This is a genomic window from Ochrobactrum chromiisoli, from assembly GCF_026241335.1.
Taxonomy (GTDB): domain Bacteria; phylum Pseudomonadota; class Alphaproteobacteria; order Rhizobiales; family Rhizobiaceae; genus Brucella; species Brucella chromiisoli.
Window position 1 is genome coordinate 302,396 of the sequence record NZ_JAPHAV010000002.1, and the last position, 24,847, is coordinate 327,242.

Here is a 24,847-nt window from a genome sequence, read left to right on the forward strand (position 1 = left end):
AGCAGATTAGCATTGCGCTATAAGCCAGCGACAAGACTGGTGTGCAGAGAAGGGGAATATTTATGCTTCTTGGCCGTACGGCAAATGGTCTTTACTGGATGTTTCGCTACATTGAGCGTGCTGAAAATATGGCGCGGCTGGTGGATGCGGGATTGCGAATGGCGCTCACAAAGACATCGGATGCACCCGAAGAATGGTCGTCCGTCATTGTATCGGCAGGTGCCAGCCAGACATTTTCGCGAAAATATGATGCTTATAATGCCGCAAACGTGGCTGACTTTCTGCTGCGCGACATGGATAATCCATCCAGTGTCATGTCATGCATTGAAACGGCGCGTTCCAATGGGCGTATGGTGCGAACCGCATTGACGCGAGAAGCATGGGAAAGCGTCAATGAAGCCTGGATGGTACTCAAAAAATCACTGTGCAGACCGCTGAAGGAAGCAGATCTGCCGCCGCTTCTGGATCAGATCAAACGCGAGACAGCGCTTATTCGCGGTGCATTTCACGGCACGATGCTGCGTAATGAAATCTTTGATTTTGCAGGCCTTGGGACATTTATAGAGCGGGCAGACAATACAGCGCGTATTCTCGACGTAAAATATTATGTGCTACTGCCAGCCGTTTCCTATGTCGGCACAACGCTCGACAATTATCAGTGGGAATCTATTTTGCGTTCTGTATCGGCGCACAGGTCGTATCGCTGGGTCTATGATGGCGATTACCGCCCGGCGCATGTTGCAGATTATCTGATCTTGAATGGCCGTATGCCGCGCTCGCTTAATTATTGCTACCAGAGCATCAATGGGCATCTCAATTATCTGGCGAAGGATTATGGCGATAGCGCTGTTTGTCATCAGACAGGAGATGAAATATACGCCACGCTGCAAAATCAGGAAATTGGCGCAATTTTTGATATCGGATTGCATGAGTTTCTGACCGAATTTATCGCGCGGAATAACCGGCTCGGCAACGAGATCGCAGAAACCTATAATTTCTATTGAGGTGATCGCTTGTTGCTCAATATTCAGCACGTTTCCCATTATCGCTACGAAAACCCGGTGCCCTATGCTGTTCAGCGTCTGCGCTTGCGACCACCAACGCTTCCCGGACAGGTGGTCAAGCATTGGGAATTGAAAATCGAAGGCGGAGAGCCGGAAGTTTCCTATATTGATGGTTTTGGCAACAAGGTTGATCTGGTGCAGCACCATCGCAATATCAGTGAAATCATCATCACGGCCAGCGGCAGCGTCGAGGTGGAAGACCGTGTTGGTGTGCTGGGGCCGGTTTATGGTTATGCGCCGCTTTGGCTCTTTGAGCGGGAAACCCGCCTGACCAGCCCCGGCGAACGTATTCGTGCACTGGCAAACAGCCTGACAACTGTGCAGGATCCATTGGCATTGTTGCACGAGATGATGAATACCATTCATAACGAAGTGGCCTATATGCCGGGAACGACGAGCGTTTTTACAAATGCGGAAACGGCGCTGGCGGCGGGCAAGGGGGTTTGTCAGGATCACAGCCATATCTTTGTGTCTGCTGCTCGGCTTCTTGGCATTCCGGCGCGTTATGTTTCCGGCTATCTGCTCATGGAGGGGGTCGAAGATCAGACCGCAAGCCATGCATGGGCAGAGGCACATGTGGCCGGTCTTGGCTGGATCGGCTTTGATGCGGCGAACAATGTTTGTCCCAATGACCGCTATGTGCGGATAGCAACTGGCCTTGATTATCGCGATGCTGCGCCAATTTCAGGGGTTCGGCTTGGCGGAACCATTGAAAGTCTTGCAGTCAATATTAATGTAGGGCAGTGATTGGTTCAGTTTTGAATCTGCCTGCCGGAAATTATCTATGACCTATTGCGTTGGAATAAAGATTGACCTTGGCCTGGTGTTTATGTCCGATACGCGGACGAATGCTGGTCTTGATAATATTTCTAAATTCTCGAAAATGCGCGTTTGGACCAAGCCCGGCGATCGCGTGATCGTGCTTTTGTCGGCTGGCAATCTGGCGACAACGCAAGCGGTCGCAAGCCTTCTTGAAGAACGCATGAAAGCGCCGGAAGATCGCCACGTCTCCCTGTTCGATGCGCCGTCGATGTTTCAGGTTGCACGCCTGATCGGTGACACTGTCAAGGAAGTCATTAAAAGTTCAGCAACGGGTGGACAGAATGCCGACGCTTTTGGCGCATCCTTTATTCTGGGTGGTCAGATCAAGGGCGGAGAACCGCGGCTGTTCTATATTTATCCAGAAGGCAATTTTATCGAAAGTTCGGACGATACGCCATTCTTCCAGATCGGTGAAAATAAATATGGCCGACCTATTCTGGTGCGTGCCTATCAGCAGGAAATGAGCTTTGAGGATACGGTGAAGCTGCTGCTGGTTTCGTTCGATTCAACGCTCAAAGCCAACCTGTCCGTCGGCTTGCCGCTGGATATGCAGATTTATGAAGCCAATAGTCTGGTCGCCGGTGAACACAGGCGCTTTGAAGCGACAGATCCCTATTATCAAACAGTTTCCGAAAGCTGGTCAGAGGCACTGAAATCAGCGTTAGAGCAGTTGCCACCCTTCAGCTTCGAGAAATAAAAAACGGCTGGAATTTTCCAGCCGTTCCTTATTGTTGGCTTTGTTTAGCCAAAGACTTTGAAGCGTTCGGCGTCGTCCATAAATGCTTTGTCGCCAAAGGCCTGTTCATTGGAGCCAAACGGCATTTGCGCACGCAACTTCCAGGATGAAGGAACGCCAAAAACCTTGGCAACTTCTGCATCGATCAATGGATTATAATGCTGGAGGCTTGCACCGATATTTTCATTTGCAAGTGCAGACCAGACCGAAAGCTGCGCCATGCCGCTCGCCTGTTCCGACCAGATAGGGAAGTTATCGGCATAAAGCGCAAAATTTTCCTGAAGGCCTTTAATAACGTCCTGATCTTCAAAGAACAAAACGGTTCCTGCACCAGCTGCGAAGCTGTTGATCTTGGCTTCGGTGTCACCAAATGAATCGGCAGGAACGATTTTACGGAGTTCTTCCTTGGCGATATTCCACAGCTTGTCGCTCTCTGCGCCAAAAAGAATAACAGCGCGAGAACTCTGTGAATTAAAGGATGAAGGGGAATGCTTGATCGCTTCTTTGATTAGTTCAGCGGTTGCTTCATTGGAAAGTGGGAGGGCCTTGCCAAGTGCATATTGTGTGCGACGCTGTTTGAGGGCGCCGATATAGCTATTGCTCATCTTCATTATCCTATTTAGGCACTGATTCTGCTCTGCGAACTTAATGCAGCAAATATGAAAAACTGATGCAAGATATTGCGATTTCAGGAAAAGAAGCCAGCCCGCGATTCTGAAACACACTGTCAACGAAAAGCAGTCTCCCAAAAGTGGAAACCGGTTTTGGGGGTAAAGACATGCGTGCAAACAACGCATGTCTCCCAAAAGTGGAAACCGGTTTGGGGGTAAAGACATGCGTGCAAACAGTGCATGTTTTAACGTGAGATTTTTATGCGTTAGGTTTTCATCTTCTTCAATCAAACCGTTGTCAAAAGAGGTTTCTCTTTTGTTTTTGTGCGAATCTGACAAAATTTGTAGGAGTTTGAGACGTCGTTGGAAATGTTCAGCCAGACCGGCGGGTGCCTGAAAGACGGCAGGGCAGGGAGGTAATATTCGTTTGAAGTCATTTATTATAATCGGCGGTGGTGCAAGCGGCGTTCTCATGGCCGCGCAATTGCTTGTACGATCAGCGGAGACAACGGTTCGCATTTTCGAGCGTTCGGGCGACATCGGAGCAGGGGTCGCATATTCCACGCTTAACCCCAATCACCTCTTAAATGTCCGCGCCAGCAATATGAGCGCTTTTCCAGATGACTCGAACCATTTCTTAAACTGGCTTCAAACCAATGCGAAGGCTGCAAAGGCTGGCAATTGGCAGGCTCAATCCTTTGCGCCGCGCTGTCTGTATCGGCTCTACCTCAATGATTTGCTAAAGCCATATCTCGAAAGCACGCCCCGCCGCCTTTTTATCGAGCATGCTGAGGTTGCAAGCGTAGCATTTGAAAGATTGCGCCCCAAATTAACGACTTCTGCCGGGCAAAACTTCATTGCAGATGCTGTTATTGTGGCAACAGGCAATGAAGCAGCAATTTCGACGCCCGGAAATCTTGTAACGGAATATTGGTCGAGCAACGGCTATTTTGACATTTCCCCCGATAGTTCCGTGGCAATTTTAGGCACGGGCCTGTCCATGGTGGACAGTGTCATTTCGCTGCTTGATAGAGGGCATAAGGGTAACATTCATGCGATTTCACGGCGTGGTTTACTTCCGGCACGGCATGAACCATCCGAGGCACTGACAATTGAAGCGGATCAACTGCGGATTGCCGATGGATTGCCCGAACTTCTTCATTGTGTTCGCAAGCTGATCAAACAACAGGAGAAGGAAGGCAAAGGATGGCGCAGCGTGATTGATGGGCTGCGGCCTCATACAAAAGCCATCTGGAGTCGATTGCCACTCCGGCAGCGTCAGAGCTTTCTGCGTCACTTGCGGCCATGGTGGGATGTGCATCGCCATCGTATGGCACCGGCGATTGATGAACGCATCAAAGCAGCCGAGCGGTCAGGACAACTCACGGTCACCGCCGCGCATTTAGCTTCTGTGAAGAGCAAGGGCGCGCATATCGCCATTCACTATCGCAAAAGGCACAGTAATCTCGTTGATGAACTTGACGTGCAAGCAATCATTGATTGCCGTGGTGGGAGCCCCCGATTTTCCACGACGCGCAACCCGGCGCTGATCAGCCTATTGGAAGGTGGTTTTGCGAAGCCCGATGCTCTTGATCTTGGTCTGGATGTGGCAGCTGATCTACAGGTATTAAACGCCCACGGAGAGCCTTCAGGATCAATCTTCGCTGTCGGGCCGGTGACGAAGGGGATTTTTTGGGAGGTGACGGCAGTTCCAGATATTCGCGTTCAGACAGAAAAGCTCGCGAAAACTCTTTTGGATAATTAGGAGTGGCTTTTTTACCTGGGCGACAGAATTATTAGCCCCATTATCGGTTGCAGAAAATACGCGTCAATATGCCCAATAAAGAGTTCTTGTATGGATAACCGCGCCGAATAAGCCCCATTTATCGGTCTTTCGCAGAATAAAATGATTCAAAATATCGCGATAAGCCATTGAAAGCTATTGCCATAATAAGTGCTAGCCGGTCATAATAATGACATCGGAATATATGATTCCTATCTTAAACTCACCAGAGCGTTCCTGTTGCTTTTTGCATAAGCAGTGCCTGCTTTGGATCAACCTTGATTGCGGAATGGAGGCCAGTGGCGCATGACGATGGACGGCAGGATGCTCTTTTTGCTGGTCCTTCTTCCATTTCTTGGCAGCGCTATAACAGGTCTGTTTCGGGGGGTTGATCGCAGCGGCTCAGCATGGTTTACGGCTGCAATTGCGCTTGTCGCCTTCGTCATCACAGCGAGTCTTTATCCCATCGTATCGAATGGTGGCGTTGTTCGCGGCTCGATCGATTGGCTGCCGAATTACGGCCTCAACATAACCTTCCGTATGGATGGCTTTGCGTGGCTTTTCGCGATGCTGATCACCGGCATTGGTTTGCTCGTGGTGATCTATGCGCGTTATTATATGTCGCCGGAGGATCCGGTTCCGCGCTTTTTCTCTTTTCTGCTTTCGTTCATGGGGGCGATGCTCGGTGTTGTTCTGTCGGGCAATATTGTGCTGCTCGCCGTGTTCTGGGAACTGACCAGCATTTTCTCCTTCCTGCTCATTGGCTACTGGTATCACAATGCCAGTGCGCGTGATGGTGCACGTATGGCCTTGACCGTGACAGGTATCGGCGGTTTTTGTCTGCTTGCAGGCGTTTTGCTGCTTGGTCATATCGTTGGCAGCTACGATCTTGATAAAGTTCTTGAGGCGGGGAATGTGGTTCGTTCCCATCCGCTTTATACGGTGACGCTCCTTCTCATTCTGATGGCCGCATTCACCAAATCAGCCCAGTTTCCGTTTCATTTCTGGCTGCCCAATGCAATGGCGGCCCCGACACCCGTGTCAGCCTATCTGCATTCCGCAACCATGGTCAAAGCGGGCGTGTTCCTGCTTGCGCGTCTTTGGCCGGTCTTTGCCGGCACCGAGGAATGGTTCTGGATTTTGGGCCTCGCGGGCCTCACAACGCTGCTCATCGGTAGCTTCTTTGCTGTGTTTCAGCAGGACCTTAAAGGCTTGCTGGCCTATTCAACCATCAGCAATCTTGGGCTTGTCACAGCACTGCTGAGCCTTGGCAGTCCGCTTGCCGCCGTTGCTGCCATTTTCCATATGGTCAATCACGCGATCTTCAAAGCATCGCTTTTTATGGCTGCTGGCATTATCGATCATGAAACCGGCACGCGGGACATGCGCAAGCTAAGCGGCCTGGCGCGCGCTATGCCATATACCGCCACACTTGCGATGGTCGCAAGTGCATCCATGGCGGGCGTTCCGCTGCTTAATGGGTTTCTGTCCAAAGAGATGTTCTTTGCCGAAGCGGTTGAAACGCATATGGCATCGGCGCTTGATACGGTGACGCCTTATATTGCCACGCTTGCAGGCATATTCACGGTCGCCTATTCGGTTCGGTTTATTTACTCGACCTTCTTTGGTCCACCGCCGCATGATCTGCCAAAAACGCCGCATGAGCCGCCGCACTGGATGCGCCGTCCGATTGAACTTCTGGTTCTGCTCTGCCTGGTTATTGGCATCATTCCAAATATCGCAATCGGCTCCTTCCTGCATGCTGCTGTGGTATCCGTGCTGGGTGATGCGACACCACAATATAGTCTTTCGGTCTGGCATGGTTTCAATTTGCCGCTGATGATGAGTATTGTTGCTATGATTGGCGGGATCATTCTGTTCTGGGCGCTCAAAAATTATCTTGCGACAAGCGAGGACGGACCGCCGTTCTTCCGCCACTTGCAAGGGCAGCGTATTTTTGAACGCGTGCTGGTGACGGTGTCGTGGAACTGGGCGCGCAAGGCCGAAAACCTATTCAGTACACGCAGACTTCAGCCACAGCTTCGCCTTGTTGTTGTCTTTGCGATCGTTGCCGCAGCGTGGCCGCTCTTCGAAGACGGAATTCACGTGGGGGTGATGGGCGTACAGCCTGTTGACCCGATTTTTGCTGGTCTTTGGATTTTGGGCGGTGCCTGTGCCATTGGCGCAGCCTATCAGGCTAAATATCATCGCCTTGCGGCGCTTATATTGCTCGGCGGTGCAGGCCTTATCACTTGTATTACATTCGTGTGGCTGTCTGCTCCTGATCTTGCCGTGACACAGTTGCTGGTCGAAATTGTTACGACTGTGCTGCTTCTGCTTGGCTTGCGCTGGCTGCCCAAGCGCTGGGAAGATCCAGACCCGGTTCCTGTTAAATTCGGGCCGAGAATTCGGCGCTATCGCGACTTCGCGCTGGCGATTGGAGCAGGCATTGGTGTGTTCATTGTCTCTTATGCGATGATGACGCGTCCATCACCGAAAGGTATTGGAGATTACTTCCTGGAAAATGCCTATTCGGGCGGCGGCGGTAAGAATGTCGTAAACGTCACTCTGGTCGATTTCCGTGCATTTGATACGTTTGGTGAAATTGCGGTTCTCGGCATTGTTGGGTTGACGGTCTTTGCGCTGCTGCGACGTTTCCGTCCGGCACCGGACAGCACCGGTTCAACAGCTCAGCAGAAGATTCAAGATGCTTATGATGAGGCAATGGATGATCGTGAAAAAGGGGAAACCCTGACCGATTATCTGGCTGTGCCGTCTGTTGTCATGAAATGGCTGTTCCCAGTCATTATCGTTCTTGCGGTGCATCTGATCCTGCGGGGGCACGACCTGCCGGGTGGTGGGTTTGCAGCCGGTATTACGTTAGCAATTGCGTTCATTCTGCAATATCTGGCGGCTGGTACGCGCTGGGTCGAAGATCATTTGCGTATCCTGCCCGTTCGATGGATCGGTTTTGGTTTGCTGATTGCAGCGGCCACCGGAGCAGGCGCGTGGTTGTTTGGCTATCCGTTCCTGACAACATTCTTCCAGTATGCAGATATACCGCATGTCGGAAAAATGCCTGTCGCAAGTGCGCTTCTGTTTGATATTGGCGTTTTCGCACTGGTCGTGGGTGCCACCGTTCTTATGTTGATTGCGCTCGCGCATCAGTCGATCCGTAAACACCGCGTCGAAAAACTTGCCGCTGCGAAGGAGGAGAACTGATGGAACTCGTTCTCGCTATAGCAATTGGCGTATTGATGTCATCTGGCGTGTGGCTGATCCTGCGTCCGCGCACGTTTCAGGTTGCCATTGGTCTGGCGCTTGTCTCTTATGCGGTCAATCTGTTTATCTTTTCGATGGGGCGCCTGCGCACCAATGCGCCGCCGGTGCTTGATACCGGCATCAATGTTCAGGCCGCGCAATATACCGACCCCGTGCCACAGGCACTCGTATTGACTGCTATCGTTATCGGCTTTGCAATGACTGCGCTTTTCCTTGTCGTGTTGCTCGCTTCGCGCGGACTGACACGCACCGATCATGTCGACGGCAAGGAGAAGAGATGATGGATTGGAAATCACACCTCATCGTGGCGCCCATTCTCCTGCCGCTTGTCACGGCCGCATTGCTGCTGCTGTTTGATGAACGCAAGCGCAAATTGAAGATGGTGATCAATACAGTCTCCATCATCGGCCTGATCTATATTGCTTTTACGCTTTTGGGGGTTGCGAGCGAAAAAGCGCCCGCGGCAGAGGTTTATCTGATTGGCAATTGGCCTGCGCCCTTTGGGATTGTGCTGGTTTTGGACAGACTTTCGGCGCTTATGCTGATGCTGACCAGCGTGCTGGCGCTGGCTGCATTGAGCTTTGCATTGGCGCATTGGCACAAGGCGAGCCCGAATTTTCATACGATCTTCCAGCTTTTGTTGATGGGGCTGAATGGCGCGTTTTTGACGGGTGATCTGTTCAATCTTTTCGTCTTTTTTGAAGTCATGCTGGCTGCATCTTATGGTTTGGCGCTGCATGGCTCTGGCCCTGCACGTGTCAAGGCAGGCATGCATTATATCGCCGTCAATCTTGTCGCATCGTCACTGTTCCTGATCGGTGTCAGCCTGATTTACGGTGTAACAGGGACGCTCAATATGGCGGATCTGGCGCAAAAAATTTCACAGGTTGCAGCCGAAGATCGCATGTTACTCGAAGCGGGTGCCGCTGTTCTCGCTGTCGCCTTTCTGGTGAAAGCTGGCATGTGGCCGCTTAATTTCTGGCTGGTGCCAACCTATACGGCAGCGGCGGCTCCGATTGCTGCGATCTTTGCCATCATGAGTAAAGTCGGCATTTACGTGCTGCTGCGCTTATCGCCATTGATGTTCGGTATCGGTGCCGGTGAATCCTATGGTTTTGGCAATGATTGGCTTTATTATGGCGGTATGGTCACGCTGGCTTTTGGGCTGATTGGCGTGGTGGCTTCACAGGCCATGGGGCGTCTGGCGAGCTATAGTATTCTGGTATCATCAGGCACTCTTCTTGCAGCAATCGGCAGCGGTAATACGGCGATGACGGGGGCCGCGCTCTTCTACATGGTCAGTTCTACACTGACGATTGCAGCCTTCTTTTTGCTGATAGAGCTCGTAGAACGGGGGCAGGATGCGGCAGCAAATGTTCTTGCCGTCACGATTGAAGCCTATGGTGACGATGAGGAAGAAGAAGAGGAAGAGGAAGTCGGCGTTGTTCTACCCGCCACCCTTGCTATTCTGGGCACATGTTTTGCCATTGTTGCGATTTTGTTGATTGGTTTGCCGCCATTCTCCGGCTTTATCGCAAAATTCCTTATTCTTGCTGCCATATTCAATGGAGACGGCGCGGCCCCGACGCTCGCTATGCCTGTGAGCCCTGCAAGCTGGGCGCTGATTGCGCTTATTCTGCTTTCGGGCCTTTCGGCACTTATTGCCATGACGCGCACAGGAATACGTACATTCTGGGCCTCACTTGAAGGAAATGTGCCGCGTGTGTTGGTACGTGAAGTGGTGCCGATAGCCGGTCTTCTAGGCGTCTGTCTGGCGCTTACAATCGCAGCCGGTCCGGCGATGCAATATATGGATGCAACGGCGCGCTCGCTGCATAGTCCAAAGGACTACATCAATAGTGTTTTGAATGCGCCGCGTGTGGGTGGAGAAACGGTGGAGGTAAAATGAGAAAAATACTGCCTTACCCGCTTCTTTTCGTCTCTCTCATCCTGTTCTGGCTTTTATTGAATGGTTTCACGCGGGCGCAATTCTTATTGGGCATCGTGATATCATTGTTGGCCTGTTATGCGATGACTGCTTTGCAGCCGCAAAAAAACCATCTGCGCTCGCTCCCAACGATGATATGGTTGTTCTGCGTTGTCAGCATCGATATTATGATGTCGAATTTATCGGTTGTAAAATTGATCCTGTCGCCCAGAAAAGCGCACCATCCTGGCTTTGTGGTCATACCGTTGGAACTGGAAAACCGGTCTGCATTGGCCGTGCTTGCTTGTATTATTACCGCAGCACCCGGAACAGCATGGGTAGACTATAACGTTGCGCGAAAAGTGCTGACGATTCATGTGCTTGATCTTGACGATGCAAAAAGCTGGCGTGCCAAGATCAAGCAGCGCTACGAACAACCGCTTATTCGTATATTTGGCGCGACGGATGTGGTGAAAGAGGAGCAGTCAGCATGAGTGCAGTTATTCTTTTCTGGTCACTGCTGGCAGCTCAGGTCATGCTGGTTGCTGCGATGGGTTGTGTTGTTTATCGTTTGCTTATAGGGCCACGCGCGCAAGACCGTGTGCTGGCAACAGATGCTCTATATCTCAATGCACTGCTACTTTTGCTTACATTTGGCATGCGCACCGGCAGCGTCATTTATTATGAAGCAGCCCTTATCATTTCGCTGCTCGGTTTTGTTGCAACAGTTGCACTTGCCAAATTCCTGATGCGCGGGGAGGTGATCGAATGATCGGAGCTGCTGATCTGCCCGTCTGGGCCGCTATCATTGTTTCGTTCTTTCTTGTTGGCGGTGCCTTTCTGACGCTTGTCGGCTGCATCGGATTGGTTCGTTTGAAGAGTTTTTATGAACGCATTCATACGCCAACGATTGGTTCGTCCTTCGGTGCCGGTGGAATCCTGATTGCTTCGGTCCTGTTTTTCTCCATCTTGCAATCCAAGCCGATTCTGCATGAAGTGTTGATTGCCGTCTTTGTGGTCATCACAACGCCGGTAACGCTCATGTTGCTGAGCCGCGCAGTGATTCATCGTGATCAAACGCAGGACAGTAAAGAGCTTCCTTCATCTTCCGACAAAAAATAGCTGTCGGAAGCGTTGGCTTGAAGCATTTGGAGGAGTGCTGAGGGCTGCGGCTAATTGTCTATATGTCCTCGCATCAAGGCATGCGGATTGAAGGTTCAGGCAATTTGAATTATCTGAATTTCAGTAATTTCTGAAAATTCAGAATTTACGGGAGAGAGAACTTGGAATTATCGCCAATTGTTCAGTCGTTTGTGCTCCACTTTGGAGAGATGGGTAGCCGCTGGGGTATCAACCGCACGGTTGGTCAGATTTATGCGTTGCTCTATCTTTCATCCGAGCCTCTTTGTGCTGACGATATTGTAGATGCGCTTGGCGTCTCACGATCCAATGTCTCAATGGGTATTCGCGAGTTACAAGGTTGGAACCTTGTGCTGCTCAAGCATATACCAGGTGATCGTCGCGACTTTTTCACAACGCCCGGTGATGTGTGGGTGATCTTACGTACTTTGGCGGAAGAACGTAAGAAACGCGAAATCGATCCAACGCTTTCGGTGTTGCGGGAAGTGCTGATGGAGCAACCGCAAGATGCAAATGACCGTTTTGCGCAAGAGCGCATGAAGGACATGTATGCGCTGATCGAGCGCCTCACCAATTGGTATGACGACGTTAAGAAGCTCGACACGGACCGATTAACCAGCCTTCTGGCGCTTGGTGCCAAGGTGACCCGTTTCCTTGAAACGACAGACAGAATTGTCGCTCTTGGACGCGGTAGAACAGCGGCCAAAAAGGAGCCTAAACGAGAGTGACAACCGTTGCCCCCAGAACGGAAGATGCAACACAGGAAGACGGTCAAGCAACAGGCGATAAACGCCGTTCACGCCGTCGTGCAGTTCCGTCTGCTCTGAAAAAGGGGGCAAGGCTTCAGGCTGTGGCAGCGCTTTTGTGGCTGCCACAGGCTGCACTTCTCGCCTTTGGCATCGGCCAACTCGCCAGTGTTGGTTTTGACACGACAATTTATTATCTGGCCGCAGGTTTGTTTGTTCTTGGCTCTCTTCGCAGCATGCTTGACGCGCGCGGTGCAGCGCAGGCTTATGATGCAGCACGTTCAGAGCTGAGCAACCTGCGCGAAAAGGCAGTTTTCGCGTTATCGCAACGCTCCCCTCTCGACACCTCTCGATCATCGTCCGGTGAGGCGGCAAGCATCTTGGCAGAGCAGGCCGAAATGGTCGTGCCCTATATGTCGCGCTTTGTACCTGTGCGCATTCGCGTGATGTTGGTGCCGCTGGCAATATTTTTTGCAGTTTTTTGGTTTTCATGGGCTGCTGCCCTTGTTCTGCTGATTGCAGCACCTTTGATCCCGATCTTCATGGCGTTGATCGGCTGGCGCGCAAAAGCTGCAAGCGAGAAGCAGCTTGTTGCACTGGGTGACATGAATGGCTTTTTGCTTGATCGTCTGCGCGGACTTGCAACGATCCGTAGTTTTCATGCGGTCGATTTGACCGCCACCCGGCTGCGTGACAATGCCGAGACGCTGCGCAGAAAAACGATGATCGTTTTGCGTATTGCTTTTCTGTCATCAGCTGTTCTTGAACTTTTTGCGGCGATAGGCGTTGCCATGGTGGCCGTTTATATTGGCTTTCATCTGCTCGGCCAGCTGAATTTCGGCGCCTGGGGCCACAAGCTCACGCTTGCTGAAGGCTTGTTCGTTCTCCTGCTTTCACCGGCATTTTTTGAGCCGCTGCGTGATCTCTCTGCCGTCTGGCATGATCGCGCTTCAGGCGAAGCGGCAATTGATGCTTTGGAAGATATAGCAAAGTATGAAATGCCCGTTGTGGGCGGCATCAAGTCCACAGACAGTCCCGAGAACTTGATTGAAACCGCGCCTTCGTTGGTGTTGCGCGATATCGGATTTCACTACGCTACCGGTGCAGGCGTGTTTGAGCACTTCAATCTGGATATAGAGCCAGGCGAACATATAGCGCTTCTTGCACCAAGCGGTTATGGAAAATCAACATTGCTGGCGTTGATCGCCGGACTTGCATCTCCCCAACAAGGTGAAATTCGAATTGGCGGTGCTGTCCTTAACAATGAGACGGCTCCGGCCCTTCGCGCAAGAATGCGATGGGTGGGGCAGAGGCCGCATATTTTTGCTGGCAGTGCACGGCAAAACATTACGCTGGGCCGCGCCCTTGATGTAAAAAAGACAGCAACGATCATCGAACAAATGGCGTTGAGCCACGTCACGGGTGTTACCGGTTCTGGGGCGATCGGCGAAAATGGGGCAGGTCTTTCCGGTGGCGAAGCGCTGCGACTGGCGCTTGCGCGCATCGCCGTTGATCAACAGGCCGACATTATCCTTGCCGATGAGCCGACTGCGCATCTTGACCATGAAACGGCCGATCGCATAGCGGAGAGCCTTATCAGCCTCGCCAAGGGAAAAACACTTATCATAGCCACCCATGACGAGAAGCTTGCGAGCCGTATGGATCGGATTGTTCGGCTTGATGACGAGAATGCCAATACGCTCCTCTTCCAGAGGAGGGCTGCGGAATGAACGGATTTCAGGCACTCCGCCCGATTCTCAATCTGTTTTTCAAGACCAAAGGCAAGCTTCTTTACGCGGGTATCCTTAGTGCAACCATGACTGTTCTGGCAGGGATTGCACTGCTTGGACTTTCTGGATGGTTTATCACGGCGACTGCGATTGCTGGATTGAGCGCGTCAACCGCAATCATATTTGATGTGTTCATGCCTGCCGCCGGCATCCGGTTTTTTGCGATCCTTCGTACCGGAACGCGTTATCTGGAGCGGCTTGTCACGCATGAAGCCACATTGGCCATCCTTGCAGCGTTACGCGAAAAGCTGTTTAGAAGCTGGGCGCGTCCGGCAGCTGCCAGCGCTCTGCTTAAACGTCCAGCGCGGCTACTATTCCGGCTGACCGCCGACATCGATGCGCTGGATTCACTGTATTTGCGGGTTCTGGTGCCTGCAGGAGCAGCTCTTGCAACCGCACTTGTTGCGGGTCTCGCGCTTGGATTGATGCATCCGCTTTTCGGGTTGACCGTGGCTTTGACGCTGCTTTTTGTGGGGCTTGGCTTACCGCTTATTGCATCCCGACGCTCTGAAAAGCCAATGCGGCAGCGTGCAAAAGGCACCGAAGCGTTGCGGGCGCGAACGATTGATCTGGTCGCCGGTCAAACTGAACTTATCATGGCTGGCCGTATGGATGCCCAGAATTCGAGCGTCATGCGGGCCGATGGCTACATTGCATCAAGTGACCGTATTCTCAATCGAATTGAGATTTTGACAGGAGCAGGTCTTGGCATTTTGCATGCTGGCCTTCTGGCGGGTGGGTTGATCGGGGTTGGGTTGCTTATGCAGGCGGACCTGATCAACGCGCCGGTTGCAGCCCTTGGCGTTCTCATTATCCTTGGTGCGATGGAACCGTTTGTAGCCCTGCGTCGCGGCGCGATGGAACTGGGCCGCACAATACTTGCTGCGCGTCGCGTCGGGCCTGCACTTGAAGCATCAGAGGCGCTGACAACGCTTCCATTGCCTGAGCCGGGAAATGCGGTTGTTCTCAATCACGTTACAGTCTGCCATGAAGGTTCAACCGTAAATGCGCTCGAAGATATCGATCTCATTATCAAAGCCGGTGCACATGTCGCAATCATCGGCACAAGCGGTGCGGGTAAATCAACTCTCTTCAATGTTCTGGCCGGTGAAATCGCTGCAAAAAGCGGTGCGGTTGCAGTTATGCCGGTACGCCTTCTGACGCAGAGAACGGAACTTTTCAAAGACAGTCTGCGCAATAATCTCACGCTTGCAAAACCCGATGCAACCGACGCGCAACTGCTTGCCGCATTGGAAGCTGCCGGACTTGCCGATTTTATGAAAGCCCAGGCCGATGGGCTCGATACGATTTTGGGCGAAGGGGGACTTGGCGTTTCCGGCGGTCAGGCGAGACGCTTGGCGCTTGCTCGCTTGTTCCTAACCGATGCACCTTTATGGCTCCTTGATGAGCCGACCGAGGGGCTAGATGAGGCGACCGCTAAAGACGTGCTTTCTCGTCTCAATGAACAGGCCAAAGGACGCACATTGTTGATTGCAACACATATTCAGCGTGAAGCACGAATTTGTGATCAGGCGATTGTTTTGGATCAAGGCGCTCTTGTTCAAACGGTGTCCAAAGGAGAGGCGTCTTTTAAAGAAATACTCAAGTCATTGAGGTGAAGTTTGCGTAGGGGGCTGTGTTCGCATTTGAGAGCCGGGCGCAGCTATTAACATCAGGAGGGCCGGGGGTTCCGGCTTAAAGAGATGGAATTCGATATTGTCTCCCTGTCGCGATTGCAATTTGCAATCACGGCACTTTATCACTTCCTCTTCGTACCACTGACATTAGGACTTTCCGTGCTGCTTGCCATCATGGAAACCGTCTATGTCATGACCGGAAGACTCATCTGGCGGCAGATGACCAAGTTCTGGGGTACGCTGTTTGGTATCAATTTTGTTATGGGCGTTGCGACCGGCATTGTGATGGAGTTTCAGTTCGGCATGAACTGGAGCTATTACAGCCATTATGTCGGCGATATTTTCGGAGCGCCGCTGGCGATTGAAGGTCTGATGGCCTTCTTCCTTGAGGCGACTTTTGTAGGCCTGTTCTTCTTCGGCTGGGATCGACTGTCAAAGGTTGGCCATCTTATGGCAACTTATGCTGTTGCGGCCGGTTCCAATTTTTCGGCACTGTGGATTTTGATTGCGAATGGCTGGATGCAAAATCCGGTCGGTTCAGCCTTCAACCCCGAAACCATGCGCATGGAAATCACTGATTTCTTTGCGGTCCTGATGAACCCGGTCGCGCAGGCGAAATTCGTGCATACGGTTTCGGCTGGTTATGTGACCGCATCAATCTTTGTGCTTGGTGTTTCGGCCTGGTATCTGCTCAAAGGTCGGTCTACTGAACTCGCAAAGCGTTCAATGACGGTCGCTGCTTCTTTTGGTTTAGCAGCCGCTCTCTCTGTGGTGGTTCTGGGTGACGAAAGCGGCTACCTGACAAATGAACACCAGAAAATGAAGATCGCAGCAATCGAAGCGATGTGGGAAACAGAGCCTGCACCTGCATCGTTTACTGCCTTCGGTTTCCCGGATCAGGAAACGCGCGAAACACACTATGCTGTGCATATTCCATGGGTTATGGGCCTGATTGGTACGCGCTCGCTCACGACGCCTATCGAGGGCATTGATCAGCTTGTTGAAAATGCGGAAGGCAATATTCGTAAAGGCCTTCTTGCTTACGATGCTTTGCAAAAGATCCGTGCTGCACAGGACACCAGTGCTGTGCCACAAGATGTCAAGGATACATTCGCTGACAACAGTCAATGGATGGGCTATGCGCTCCTTCTGAAGCGCTATGTGGATGATCCGCGTCAGGCAACTGATGCACAGATCACACAGGCTGCAAACGATACAGTACCAGGCGTGCTGCCGCTGTTCTGGGCGTTCCGCATCATGGTCGGTATCGGCTTCTTCCTGATCCTGCTGACCGGAACATTCTTTGTGCTGTCCGCGCGCCGTAAGCTGGATCATTATCCGTTCCTGCTTAAAGTTGCGGTCTTTGCGATCCCTCTGCCTTGGCTTGCAGCTGAGATGGGCTGGGTTGTTGCTGAGTTCGGTCGTCAGCCTTGGATTATTGAAGGTATTCTGCCGACCGCAGTTGCAGTCTCCAATCTTGGTGCTTCGACGGTTCTGATGACGATTGTTGGCTTTGTCGCAATCTACACGGTCCTGTTCATCATCGAAATGGGCCTGATGCTGCGGGCAATCAAAGCCGGACCGGAGCCTGACAGCAAACCAGAAGCACTGCTCGCTCCTGCAAGCATTGCACCAGTGGAGTAAGGATCATGGTACTCAGCGATTTGTTGGACTATCAAACATTACGCGTCATCTGGTGGGTGCTGCTCGGCGTTCTGCTGATCGGATTTGCCGCGATGGATGGTTTTGATCTTGGCGTTGGCACTTTGCTGCCATTTGTCGGAAAAACCGATATCGAGCGTCGTATCGTCATCAACACGATTGGGCCGGTCTGGGAAGGCAATCAGGTTTGGTTGATCCTTGGCGGCGGTGCCATCTTTGCAGCATGGCCACCACTTTATGCGGTGTCATTCTCCGGTTTTTATCTGGCGATGTTTGCCATATTGTTCGCTCTCATCCTGCGTCCGGTTGGCTTCAAATACCGCTCCAAGCGCGACAGCGTGGCATGGCGTACCGGCTGGGACTGGGCATTGTTCATCGGTGGATTCGTGCCGTCGCTTATTTTCGGCGTTGCTGTGGGCAATGTGTTGCAAGGGGTTCCGTTCCGCTTCAACAGTGACCTCCAGATTTTCTATGATGGAACATTCTTCGGTCTGCTCAATCCATTCGCACTTCTTTGCGGGCTGCTGTCGGTTTCGATGCTCACCATGCATGGTGCCTCGTGGCTGGTGCTCAAAACCACGGGAGCTGTTCAGGCAAGGGCTCGCTCTTATGGCAGTATCGCAGCAATTATAACCACAGTGCTTTATGTGCTTGCGGGTGTTATCAGCTGGATGTGGGTTTCCGGCTATAAAATCACCAGTGTAATTGTCACTGATGGTCCTTCAAATCCGATGCGTAAAGTGGTCGAACTCGACCATGCGGCGTGGTTCGATAATTACATGAACTATCCGGTGCTTTTGATCGCTCCCGCACTGGGTATTCTCGGACCGCTGCTTGTGCTTCTGACTCTGCGGATGGGAAGAGAGCTTGCTCCAATTCTGTTTGGTGCAGTCTCGATCTTTGGGATCATTTCATCTGTCGGCGTTTCAATGTTCCCGTTCATTCTGCCATCTTCGATCAATCCAACGTCGAGTCTGACAGTATGGGATGCATCATCGAGCCATATGACACTGTTCATCATGCTCGTGGTCACGCTGATCTTCCTTCCGATGATCCTTGCCTACACGTCATGGGTTTACAAAGTGCTGTGGGGCAAGGTCGAAAAACGCGATATCGAAGACGAAAGCAACCACGCTTATTAAATCATTGGCGGGCGCGTGTCGCCCGCACGAATTCAATCAGGAAAGGAGAGCAAGATGTGGTATTTTTCATGGCTTTTGGGCCTTCCACTCGCAGCCGCTTTCGCCGTTCTCAATGCCATGTGGTATGAGTTAATGGACGACAGGGCGCGCAAACGCCTCGCTGGAGACCCAACCGCCGCACTGGCGCGTGAAGGCACCAAGCATCATTAAAATTGAAAGCGGCCCCAAAACGGGCCGCTTTTTTTGTACTGGACCGCGCGCTTTGCATAATTCAAGACAGCTTGCTCCTGTGGACAAAATGCCTCATGGAGCGGTTTGATAATTTCAAACGGATCCATTAAACCCGAAATCGTACCAACAGGTACTGACTCTTCGGTCAATTCGAAGTAATAATATTACGTACTGCCGGTTCATTCTTTTCATATAATTTGTATTCAAAAACAATCCTATAAGCTTATTTCGAATGATCGCTTATGTCGCCATAGCTGTCAGAATTGACGCATTGGATTTTTTCGTGGCGCTTTCCTGAAAGAATAATCTTGCTTTATTCTTAAACCCGATCCACCCTTACACACGTGAAATCGGAGGAGGAACTCGGCTTCACGTCGTATGGGAGGAAATGAAGCCGATCCGATCAGGACTGGCTTCAGGCTGTTGCTAAGTCCAGCAGCTGGAACAAAACCGAAAGTCTCCCGTTCGACATTTTGTGCACGTTTGCGAGGAACACCTGCATGAGTGATGATGTCGTACTTTCTCTGCATGTCCCTGAACCTGAATGGAGGCCCGGCGATGCGCCGGATTTCTCGCACGTCAAAATTCCGCGTGCAGGAAGCGTCAGGCGCCCGGAGATAGACGAAAAGCCGGAAGCCATGCGTGATTTGGCTTTCAGCATTATCCGCGTGCTCAACCGGGAAGGCGAGGCGGTCGGCCCCTGGGCTGGCACGCTGAGCGATGATGAGCTGAAAGATGGCCTTCGGCACATGATGATCCTGCGTGCTTATGATGCCCGCATGATGATGGCGCAGCGGCAGGGAAAAACCTCGTTCTATATGCAGCATCTGGGTGAAGAGGCAGTCAGTTGCGCGTTTCGCAAGGCGTTGCGTAAGGGCGACATGAACTTCCCTACTTATCGGCAGGCTGGGCTTCTCATCGCTGACGACTATCCGCTCGTCACCATGATGAACCAGATTTTCTCCAATGAGCAGGACCCGCTTAAGGGCCGCCAGTTGCCTGTCATGTATTCTTCAAAAGAGCATGGCTTTTTTACTATTTCCGGCAATCTTGCCACGCAATATACGCAAGCTGTGGGTTGGGCGATGGCGTCCGCCATAAGCCATGACACAAAAATCGCCGCTGCATGGATTGGCGATGGCTCGACGGCTGAAAGCGATTTCCATGCGGCCCTTGTATTTGCGTCGACTTATAAAGCCCCGGTGGTGATGAATATCGTCAACAACCAATGGGCAATCTCAACATTTCAGGGCATTGCACGCGGTGGTTCGGGCACTTTTGCTGCACGCGGACATAGCTTTGGAATCCCGTCACTTCGCGTCGATGGCAACGACTATCTTGCCGTTCATGCGGTTGCGAAATGGGCCACCGAGCGCGCACGCCGAAATCTTGGTCCGACCATCATTGAATATGTCACCTACCGTGCTGGCGGACATTCGACCTCTGACGATCCATCCGCTTATCGTCCAAAAGCCGAAAGCGATGCATGGCCGCTGGGTGATCCTGTGCTGCGGCTCAAAAACCACCTTATCCAGCGCGGCGTGTGGTCTGACGAACGGCACAAGCAGGCAGAAGCGGAAATTCTCGATCTCGTCGTCAGCGCACAGCGCGAAGCAGAGGCGATCGGCACCCTTCATGATGGTCGCAAGCCGTCTATGCGCGATATGTTTGAAGATGTTTATGCTGAAACACCGCCGCATCTTATTCGCCAGCGTCAGGAGGCGGGGTTTTGAGCATTTCCAGGAAAAGTGTGAAACGGTTTTCGGTTCGGAAATGCGGAGGAAATAACGCATGACAAAGCTAACGATGATTGAGGCGATCCAGAACGCCCATGATATTGCCATGGAGCGCGACCAGAAAGTGGTCGTGTTTGGCGAAGACGTTGGCTATTTCGGGGGTGTTTTCCGCTGTACGGCCGGTTTGCAGAAGAAATACGGCAAAGAACGCTGCTTCGATGCACCTATCAGCGAGCTTGGTATTGTCGGCACTGCGATTGGCATGGCGGCTTACGGCTTGCGCCCCTGCATCGAAGTGCAATTCGCAGACTATGTCTATCCTGCCTATGACCAGATTGTTTCGGAAGCCGCACGCCTTCGTTATCGTTCTGCCGGAGAATTTACCTGTCCCATCGTTATCCGCATGCCATCAGGCGGCGGCATTTATGGCGGGCAGACGCACAGCCAAAGCCCCGAAGCGCTTTTCACCCATGTGTCGGGTCTCAAAACCGTTATGCCGTCTACGCCAGCGGATGCCAAGGGCCTGTTGCTGGCCGCGATTGAAGACCCCGATCCGGTCATCATGTTTGAGCCAAAGCGCCTTTATAACGGACCTTTTGACGGCCACCACGACAAGCCCGTTACTTCATGGAAAAAGCATGCGTTGGGCGAAGTGCCTGAGGGATATTATACCGTGCCGCTTGGCAAGGCCGCGATCCGTCGTGAAGGCAGCGGTGTGACAGTTTTGGCCTACGGCACGATGGTTCATGTGGCACTGGCTGCGGCGGAGGAAACTGGCGTCGATGCCGAAGTGATTGATCTGCGCACGCTGCTCCCGCTTGATACGGAAACAATTATGGCTTCCGTCAGGAAGACCGGACGTTGCGTGATTGTTCATGAAGCAACATTAACCTGCGGTTACGGCGCTGAACTTGCGGCACTCGTGCAGCGCGAATGCTTCTATCATCTCGAAGCACCGATCATCCGCGTGACCGGGTGGGATACGCCATATCCACACGCGCAGGAATGGGCCTATTTTCCGGGGCCAGATCGTGTCGGTCGTGCACTTGTTTCAATCATGGAGGCTTAAATGGCTCATTTTGCAATCAAGCTTCCTGATGTTGGCGAAGGCGTTGCAGAGGCTGAACTCGTCGAATGGCATGTAAAGGTTGGTGACATTGTCCGGGAGGATGATCTGCTGGCTGCTGTGATGACCGATAAGGCAACAGTCGAAATCCCTTCTTCGCGCAGCGGTAAAGTCATCGCGGTGAATGGTGAAATCGGCGAGAAAATTGCTGTTGGCTCCGAACTGGTTCGTCTCGAAATAGAAGGTGGGAGCGGCGAGGAGCAATTGGAAGCACCTGAACCTGATCCGCAACCCGTCAGCGTGGAAACGCCTGTCCTGTTGCAGACGCCCGTTCCGCCTAAACCTGCTGCACAGAAAAAAGAAAGCTTAAGCCGGGCCTTCGCCGGAGCAGGGCCAGTGCGCGCAGAAGGTGAAAAACCGCTGGCAACACCATCGGTCCGGTTGCGCGCACGTGATGCAGGCATTGATCTACGACGTGTCAAAGGCAGTGGCCCCGCTGGCCGTATCACCCATGAAGATCTGGATGCCTTTTTTGAGACTGAAAGCGGTGCTGCACCTGCTGTCTCGGGTTATGTCGCAGACACCTCGATCAACGAGATCAAAGTCATCGGTCTGCGGCGCAAAATTGCCGAGCGCATGGCCGAAGCAAAACGCCACATTCCGCACATTACTATCGTTGAAGAAGTGGATGTGACACAGCTTGAAGACCTTCGCACGGGGCTTAACAACGAGAAAAAGGAAGGGCGTCCGCGCCTGACCCTGCTGCCATTCGTTATCCGTTCAATCGTCAAGGCAGTTAAAGAACAGCCGGGACTCAATGCACATTTCGATGATGAATCAGACATTATTCGCCAGTTTGGCGGTGTGCATGTGGGTATTGCCACACAGACGCCAAACGGTCTTATCGTGCCGGTGGTGCGTCATGCGGAAAGCCTGTCTGTATTTGCAGCCGCCTCGGAACTTGTCCGAGTGACGGAAGCAGCGCGCAACGGTACAGCCAAGCGCGAAGAACTGACAGGCTCGACCATAACCATCACATCATTGGGGCCACTTGGCGCTATCGCAACCACGCCGATTATTAATCGGCCGGAAGTGGCGATTGTCGGCATCAACAAGATTGCCGTGCGTCCGATGTGGGACGGCACACAATTTGTGCCGCGCAAAATGATGAACCTTTCCTGCAGCTTCGACCATCGCGTCATCGATGGCTGGGATGCGGCAGTCTTCGTGCAGAAGCTAAAAAGCCTGCTTGAAACGCCTGCGATGATTTTTGTAGAGGGCTGATCGGATGAGTGAGATTTCCTGCAAACTTTTGATCATCGGTGGCGGTCCCGGCGGTTATGTCTGCGGTATCCGTGCCGGGCAACTCGGCATCGATACTGTACTTGTCGAGAAAAAGCGGCTGGGTGGTACTTGTCTCAATGTCGGCTGCATACCATCAAAAGCAGTTATCCATGCGGCCGATGAGTTTCATCGTCTCACGACATTTGCGTCTAAAGGCGCGCTTGGCATCACCGCTGAAAGCCCGAAGATCGATTTTGCCAAGACGCTTGAATGGAAAGATGGCATCGTCAATCGCCTGAACAGCGGTGTTGCAGGGCTTCTGAAACGCTCCCATGTCCGGATGTTTCAGGGGCAGGCGCGTTTTATGGATGGCAAAACGGTGCTGGTCGATACCGATACGGGTCGCCAGACCATCCATGCCGAGAACATCGTGATCGCAACAGGATCGGTGCCGGTTGAAATTCAGTCTCTGCCTTTTGGCGGCAATGTTATTTCTTCAACGGAAGCGCTTTCACTTGATCCAATACCGGAAAAGCTTGCCATTGTTGGCGGTGGCTATATCGGGCTTGAAATAGGCACAGCCTTTGCAAAGCTTGGTGCGAAAGTCACCATCGTTGAAGCCACTGATCGCATCCTGCCGCAATATGATGCAGAGTTGACGCGTCCGATCATGGCACGGCTGAAAGCACTCGGTGTAGACGTGTTGACGAACACGTCTGCCAAAGGTCTATCCGCCGATGGTAAAGCACTTGATGTGTTGCTGACTGATGGCAGAAAACAAACCATTCCGGCTGACAAGATTTTGGTTACGGTTGGTCGTAAACCGCAAACCGATGGCTGGGGATTAAGCGAAATCCGGCTTGATATGGACGGCCGCTTTATCCGCATTGATGATAAATGCCGAACATCCATGCGCGGTATTTATGCCATAGGCGATGTAACGGGCGAGCCCATGCTTGCACATCGGGCGATTGCGCAGGGTGAAATGGTTGCTGAAATTATCGCGGGCGGCAAACAGGCGTGGGATAAGCGCTGCATCCCGGCAGTCTGCTTTACTGATCCTGAGATCGTAACAGTCGGCCTATCTCCTGATGAAGCGCGCAAGGCAGGGCATAATATCCAGACCGGAATTTTCCCGTTTCAGGCCAATGGACGCGCAATGACTATCGAGCGCGAGGATGGCTTTATCCGGGTTGTCGCCCGCGCTGATAACCACCTGATACTTGGCATTCAGGCTGTTGGCGTAGGGATTTCCGAGCTGTCATCGGCCTTCGCGCTTGCCGTTGAAACAGGCGCACGCCTTGAAGATATAGCAGGGACGATCCATGCGCATCCGACCCTTGGAGAAGGCTTTGCCGAGGCCAGCATGAAAGCACTCGGCCACGCCCTCCATGCTTAGTTCTTTGGTTTGCGCTCGTGCCGCCAGACGAAAATGGCGGCACCGGCAATCATGGCGGCCAGCGCAAACCACGTGATTGCATAAGACAGATGGTTGTTACGGAAGGTAACAACCGTCAGCCCACCAATCGGCACATTGCCGGGATTGGATTTAGCGTCAGCATCAATGAAATATGGTGCGACTGTCCCCAAGCCCTCCTTTTCGGCGAAAGCTTTGACATCGCGCGAATTCCACTCGTTGCGGGCAGGGTCGTTGGGACGCAGGAAGAAGCCATCCGGCTCCGGCATGCGCAGAAGCCCGGTCACGGTTGTTTCGCCAGCGATTTGCGTCTCAACGCGTGAAGACGGATCACGCTTGGCATCCGGAATGAAACCACGATTGATGAAGGTCAGAGTACCATCATCTGAACGCAACGGCGTCAGCACCCAAAATCCTGAACCGCGTTCGGTCAGCGCACGAACCAGCACTTCCTTGTCATTGAGATAAGAGCCGGTGAGTGTGACATGCCGATATTCGTCATCGGCCTGATTTACATTGGCCCAGTCGTCCTTACCTGGAGCAGCAACCGGTTCTGCATGAACGCGCGCATCAACGCGGGCAATCAGGTCGAGCTTCCACTGCAGGCGCTCCACTTGCCAGATGCCGAGGCTGAGAAACAGCGCAAAAAACAGCACCCCCATCACAGCCATGAAGCCAAGGAAGAAACGAGATTTCTTCTTTTGCGGTGTAGAGTTAGCTTCGGCGGGCGTTGTCATGTTACATCCTGATGGTGGGGAGCAGCGTTTGAAA

Annotated in this window: 22 protein-coding genes; 20 read left to right on the plus strand and 2 right to left on the minus strand. The window is 52.4% G+C overall.

The genetic code is table 11. From position 1 onward, the window contains the following. Positions 1-62 precede the first annotated feature (62 nt). Genes OPR82_RS08290 through OPR82_RS08300 form a run of 3 tightly spaced genes read left to right on the plus strand, consistent with a single transcriptional unit; the run spans position 63 to position 2,583 of the window. The gene (locus tag OPR82_RS08290) at positions 63-1,004 is read left to right on the plus strand and encodes an alpha-E domain-containing protein (protein ID WP_265984230.1); all 942 of its coding nucleotides are present in this window, start codon (positions 63-65) and stop codon (positions 1,002-1,004) included. A gap of 9 nt (positions 1,005-1,013) precedes the next feature. After that, on the plus strand, positions 1,014-1,811 hold the full coding sequence (locus OPR82_RS08295; RefSeq protein WP_265984231.1) for a transglutaminase family protein: 798 nt from the start codon (positions 1,014-1,016) through the stop codon (positions 1,809-1,811). Between the two features lie 37 nt (positions 1,812-1,848). After that, positions 1,849-2,583, plus strand: a complete 735-nt coding sequence (locus OPR82_RS08300; protein WP_265984232.1) for a proteasome-type protease — start codon at positions 1,849-1,851, stop codon at positions 2,581-2,583. Positions 2,584-2,627: 44 nt separating this feature from the next. On the opposite strand, the gene OPR82_RS08305 is transcribed toward OPR82_RS08300, so the two are convergent. Further along, positions 2,628-3,227 (minus strand): nitroreductase family protein, encoded by a 600-nt coding sequence (locus OPR82_RS08305; RefSeq protein WP_265984233.1) that lies wholly within the window; start codon positions 3,225-3,227, stop codon positions 2,628-2,630. Positions 3,228-3,660: 433 nt separating this feature from the next. Between OPR82_RS08305 and OPR82_RS08310 the strand changes: the two genes are divergently transcribed. The 17 genes from OPR82_RS08310 (at position 3,661) to lpdA (ending at position 24,058) form a co-directional block, all read left to right on the plus strand. Then, complete coding sequence (locus OPR82_RS08310; RefSeq protein WP_265984234.1) at positions 3,661-4,998, plus strand: FAD/NAD(P)-binding protein; 1,338 nt, start codon at positions 3,661-3,663, stop codon at positions 4,996-4,998. Positions 4,999-5,322: 324 nt separating this feature from the next. After that, complete coding sequence (locus tag OPR82_RS08315) at positions 5,323-8,238, plus strand: monovalent cation/H+ antiporter subunit A (RefSeq protein ID WP_265984235.1); 2,916 nt, start codon at positions 5,323-5,325, stop codon at positions 8,236-8,238. Then, the gene (locus OPR82_RS08320; protein WP_265984236.1) at positions 8,238-8,579 is read left to right on the plus strand and encodes a Na+/H+ antiporter subunit C; all 342 of its coding nucleotides are present in this window, start codon (positions 8,238-8,240) and stop codon (positions 8,577-8,579) included. Before OPR82_RS08315 ends, OPR82_RS08320 begins: the two co-directional genes overlap by 1 nt. Further along, the gene (locus OPR82_RS08325; RefSeq protein ID WP_265984483.1) at positions 8,579-10,207 is read left to right on the plus strand and encodes a monovalent cation/H+ antiporter subunit D; all 1,629 of its coding nucleotides are present in this window, start codon (positions 8,579-8,581) and stop codon (positions 10,205-10,207) included. Before OPR82_RS08320 ends, OPR82_RS08325 begins: the two co-directional genes overlap by 1 nt. Next, positions 10,204-10,719 carry a Na+/H+ antiporter subunit E gene (locus OPR82_RS08330; RefSeq protein ID WP_265984237.1) on the plus strand — a complete coding sequence of 172 codons (516 nt, stop codon included), beginning with the start codon at positions 10,204-10,206 and terminating at the stop codon, positions 10,717-10,719. Before OPR82_RS08325 ends, OPR82_RS08330 begins: the two co-directional genes overlap by 4 nt. After that, positions 10,716-10,997: a K+/H+ antiporter subunit F gene (locus OPR82_RS08335; RefSeq protein WP_265984238.1), complete on the plus strand. Its 282-nt coding sequence runs from the start codon at positions 10,716-10,718 to the stop codon at positions 10,995-10,997. Before OPR82_RS08330 ends, OPR82_RS08335 begins: the two co-directional genes overlap by 4 nt. Then, positions 10,994-11,347, plus strand: a complete 354-nt coding sequence (gene mnhG, locus OPR82_RS08340) for a monovalent cation/H(+) antiporter subunit G (protein ID WP_265984239.1) — start codon at positions 10,994-10,996, stop codon at positions 11,345-11,347. The genes OPR82_RS08335 and mnhG overlap by 4 nt, the downstream gene beginning before the upstream one ends. 161 nt (positions 11,348-11,508) lie before the next feature. Continuing rightward, complete coding sequence (locus OPR82_RS08345; protein WP_265984240.1) at positions 11,509-12,093, plus strand: GbsR/MarR family transcriptional regulator; 585 nt, start codon at positions 11,509-11,511, stop codon at positions 12,091-12,093. After that, the gene (gene cydD, locus OPR82_RS08350) at positions 12,090-13,841 is read left to right on the plus strand and encodes a thiol reductant ABC exporter subunit CydD (protein ID WP_265984241.1); all 1,752 of its coding nucleotides are present in this window, start codon (positions 12,090-12,092) and stop codon (positions 13,839-13,841) included. The genes OPR82_RS08345 and cydD overlap by 4 nt, the downstream gene beginning before the upstream one ends. Beyond that, complete coding sequence (gene cydC / locus OPR82_RS08355) at positions 13,838-15,520, plus strand: thiol reductant ABC exporter subunit CydC (RefSeq protein WP_265984242.1); 1,683 nt, start codon at positions 13,838-13,840, stop codon at positions 15,518-15,520. The genes cydD and cydC overlap by 4 nt, the downstream gene beginning before the upstream one ends. Before the next feature lie 84 nt (positions 15,521-15,604). Further along, on the plus strand, positions 15,605-17,182 hold the full coding sequence (locus tag OPR82_RS08360) for a cytochrome ubiquinol oxidase subunit I (RefSeq protein WP_265984243.1): 1,578 nt from the start codon (positions 15,605-15,607) through the stop codon (positions 17,180-17,182). A gap of 5 nt (positions 17,183-17,187) precedes the next feature. Then, entirely contained in the window at positions 17,188-18,342 is a 1,155-nt protein-coding gene (gene cydB, locus OPR82_RS08365) for a cytochrome d ubiquinol oxidase subunit II (protein WP_265984244.1), read from the plus strand. Between the two features lie 54 nt (positions 18,343-18,396). Continuing rightward, the gene (cydX, locus tag OPR82_RS08370) at positions 18,397-18,552 is read left to right on the plus strand and encodes a cytochrome bd-I oxidase subunit CydX (RefSeq protein WP_265984245.1); all 156 of its coding nucleotides are present in this window, start codon (positions 18,397-18,399) and stop codon (positions 18,550-18,552) included. A gap of 521 nt (positions 18,553-19,073) precedes the next feature. After that, on the plus strand, positions 19,074-20,306 hold the full coding sequence (locus OPR82_RS08375) for a 3-methyl-2-oxobutanoate dehydrogenase (2-methylpropanoyl-transferring) subunit alpha (protein WP_265984246.1): 1,233 nt from the start codon (positions 19,074-19,076) through the stop codon (positions 20,304-20,306). 58 nt (positions 20,307-20,364) lie between these two features. Next, entirely contained in the window at positions 20,365-21,378 is a 1,014-nt protein-coding gene (locus OPR82_RS08380) for an alpha-ketoacid dehydrogenase subunit beta (RefSeq protein ID WP_265984247.1), read from the plus strand. After that, positions 21,379-22,659 carry a dihydrolipoamide acetyltransferase family protein gene (locus OPR82_RS08385; protein WP_265984248.1) on the plus strand — a complete coding sequence of 427 codons (1,281 nt, stop codon included), beginning with the start codon at positions 21,379-21,381 and terminating at the stop codon, positions 22,657-22,659. Between the two features lie 4 nt (positions 22,660-22,663). Then, on the plus strand, positions 22,664-24,058 hold the full coding sequence (gene lpdA, locus OPR82_RS08390; protein WP_265984249.1) for a dihydrolipoyl dehydrogenase: 1,395 nt from the start codon (positions 22,664-22,666) through the stop codon (positions 24,056-24,058). Here the strand turns inward: lpdA and OPR82_RS08395 are convergent. Continuing rightward, a complete protein-coding gene (locus tag OPR82_RS08395) occupies positions 24,055-24,813 on the minus strand; it encodes an SURF1 family protein (protein ID WP_265984250.1) in 759 nt (252 codons plus the stop codon). The two genes, lpdA and OPR82_RS08395, sit on opposite strands and share 4 nt — an antisense overlap. Positions 24,814-24,847 lie beyond the last annotated feature (34 nt).

What these genes read in the sequence shown, in the direction of transcription:
- lpdA (WP_265984249.1), top strand. Translation starts at nt 22,664, where the DNA reads ATGAGTGAGATTTCCTGCAAACTTTTGATCATCGGTGGCGGTCCCGGC.
- cydB (WP_265984244.1), top strand. Translation starts at nt 17,188, where the DNA reads ATGGTACTCAGCGATTTGTTGGACTATCAAACATTACGCGTCATCTGG.
- OPR82_RS08360 (WP_265984243.1), top strand. Translation starts at nt 15,605, where the DNA reads ATGGAATTCGATATTGTCTCCCTGTCGCGATTGCAATTTGCAATCACG.
- OPR82_RS08290 (WP_265984230.1), top strand. Translation starts at nt 63, where the DNA reads ATGCTTCTTGGCCGTACGGCAAATGGTCTTTACTGGATGTTTCGCTAC.
- OPR82_RS08385 (WP_265984248.1), top strand. Translation starts at nt 21,379, where the DNA reads ATGGCTCATTTTGCAATCAAGCTTCCTGATGTTGGCGAAGGCGTTGCA.
- OPR82_RS08315 (WP_265984235.1), top strand. Translation starts at nt 5,323, where the DNA reads ATGACGATGGACGGCAGGATGCTCTTTTTGCTGGTCCTTCTTCCATTT.
- mnhG (WP_265984239.1), top strand. Translation starts at nt 10,994, where the DNA reads ATGATCGGAGCTGCTGATCTGCCCGTCTGGGCCGCTATCATTGTTTCG.
- OPR82_RS08305 (WP_265984233.1), bottom strand. Translation starts at nt 3,227, where the DNA reads ATGAGCAATAGCTATATCGGCGCCCTCAAACAGCGTCGCACACAATAT.
- cydX (WP_265984245.1), top strand. Translation starts at nt 18,397, where the DNA reads ATGTGGTATTTTTCATGGCTTTTGGGCCTTCCACTCGCAGCCGCTTTC.
- OPR82_RS08375 (WP_265984246.1), top strand. Translation starts at nt 19,074, where the DNA reads ATGAGTGATGATGTCGTACTTTCTCTGCATGTCCCTGAACCTGAATGG.
- OPR82_RS08335 (WP_265984238.1), top strand. Translation starts at nt 10,716, where the DNA reads ATGAGTGCAGTTATTCTTTTCTGGTCACTGCTGGCAGCTCAGGTCATG.
- OPR82_RS08330 (WP_265984237.1), top strand. Translation starts at nt 10,204, where the DNA reads ATGAGAAAAATACTGCCTTACCCGCTTCTTTTCGTCTCTCTCATCCTG.
- OPR82_RS08320 (WP_265984236.1), top strand. Translation starts at nt 8,238, where the DNA reads ATGGAACTCGTTCTCGCTATAGCAATTGGCGTATTGATGTCATCTGGC.
- OPR82_RS08395 (WP_265984250.1), bottom strand. Translation starts at nt 24,813, where the DNA reads ATGACAACGCCCGCCGAAGCTAACTCTACACCGCAAAAGAAGAAATCT.
- OPR82_RS08380 (WP_265984247.1), top strand. Translation starts at nt 20,365, where the DNA reads ATGACAAAGCTAACGATGATTGAGGCGATCCAGAACGCCCATGATATT.
- cydC (WP_265984242.1), top strand. Translation starts at nt 13,838, where the DNA reads ATGAACGGATTTCAGGCACTCCGCCCGATTCTCAATCTGTTTTTCAAG.
- OPR82_RS08325 (WP_265984483.1), top strand. Translation starts at nt 8,579, where the DNA reads ATGGATTGGAAATCACACCTCATCGTGGCGCCCATTCTCCTGCCGCTT.
- OPR82_RS08300 (WP_265984232.1), top strand. Translation starts at nt 1,849, where the DNA reads ATGACCTATTGCGTTGGAATAAAGATTGACCTTGGCCTGGTGTTTATG.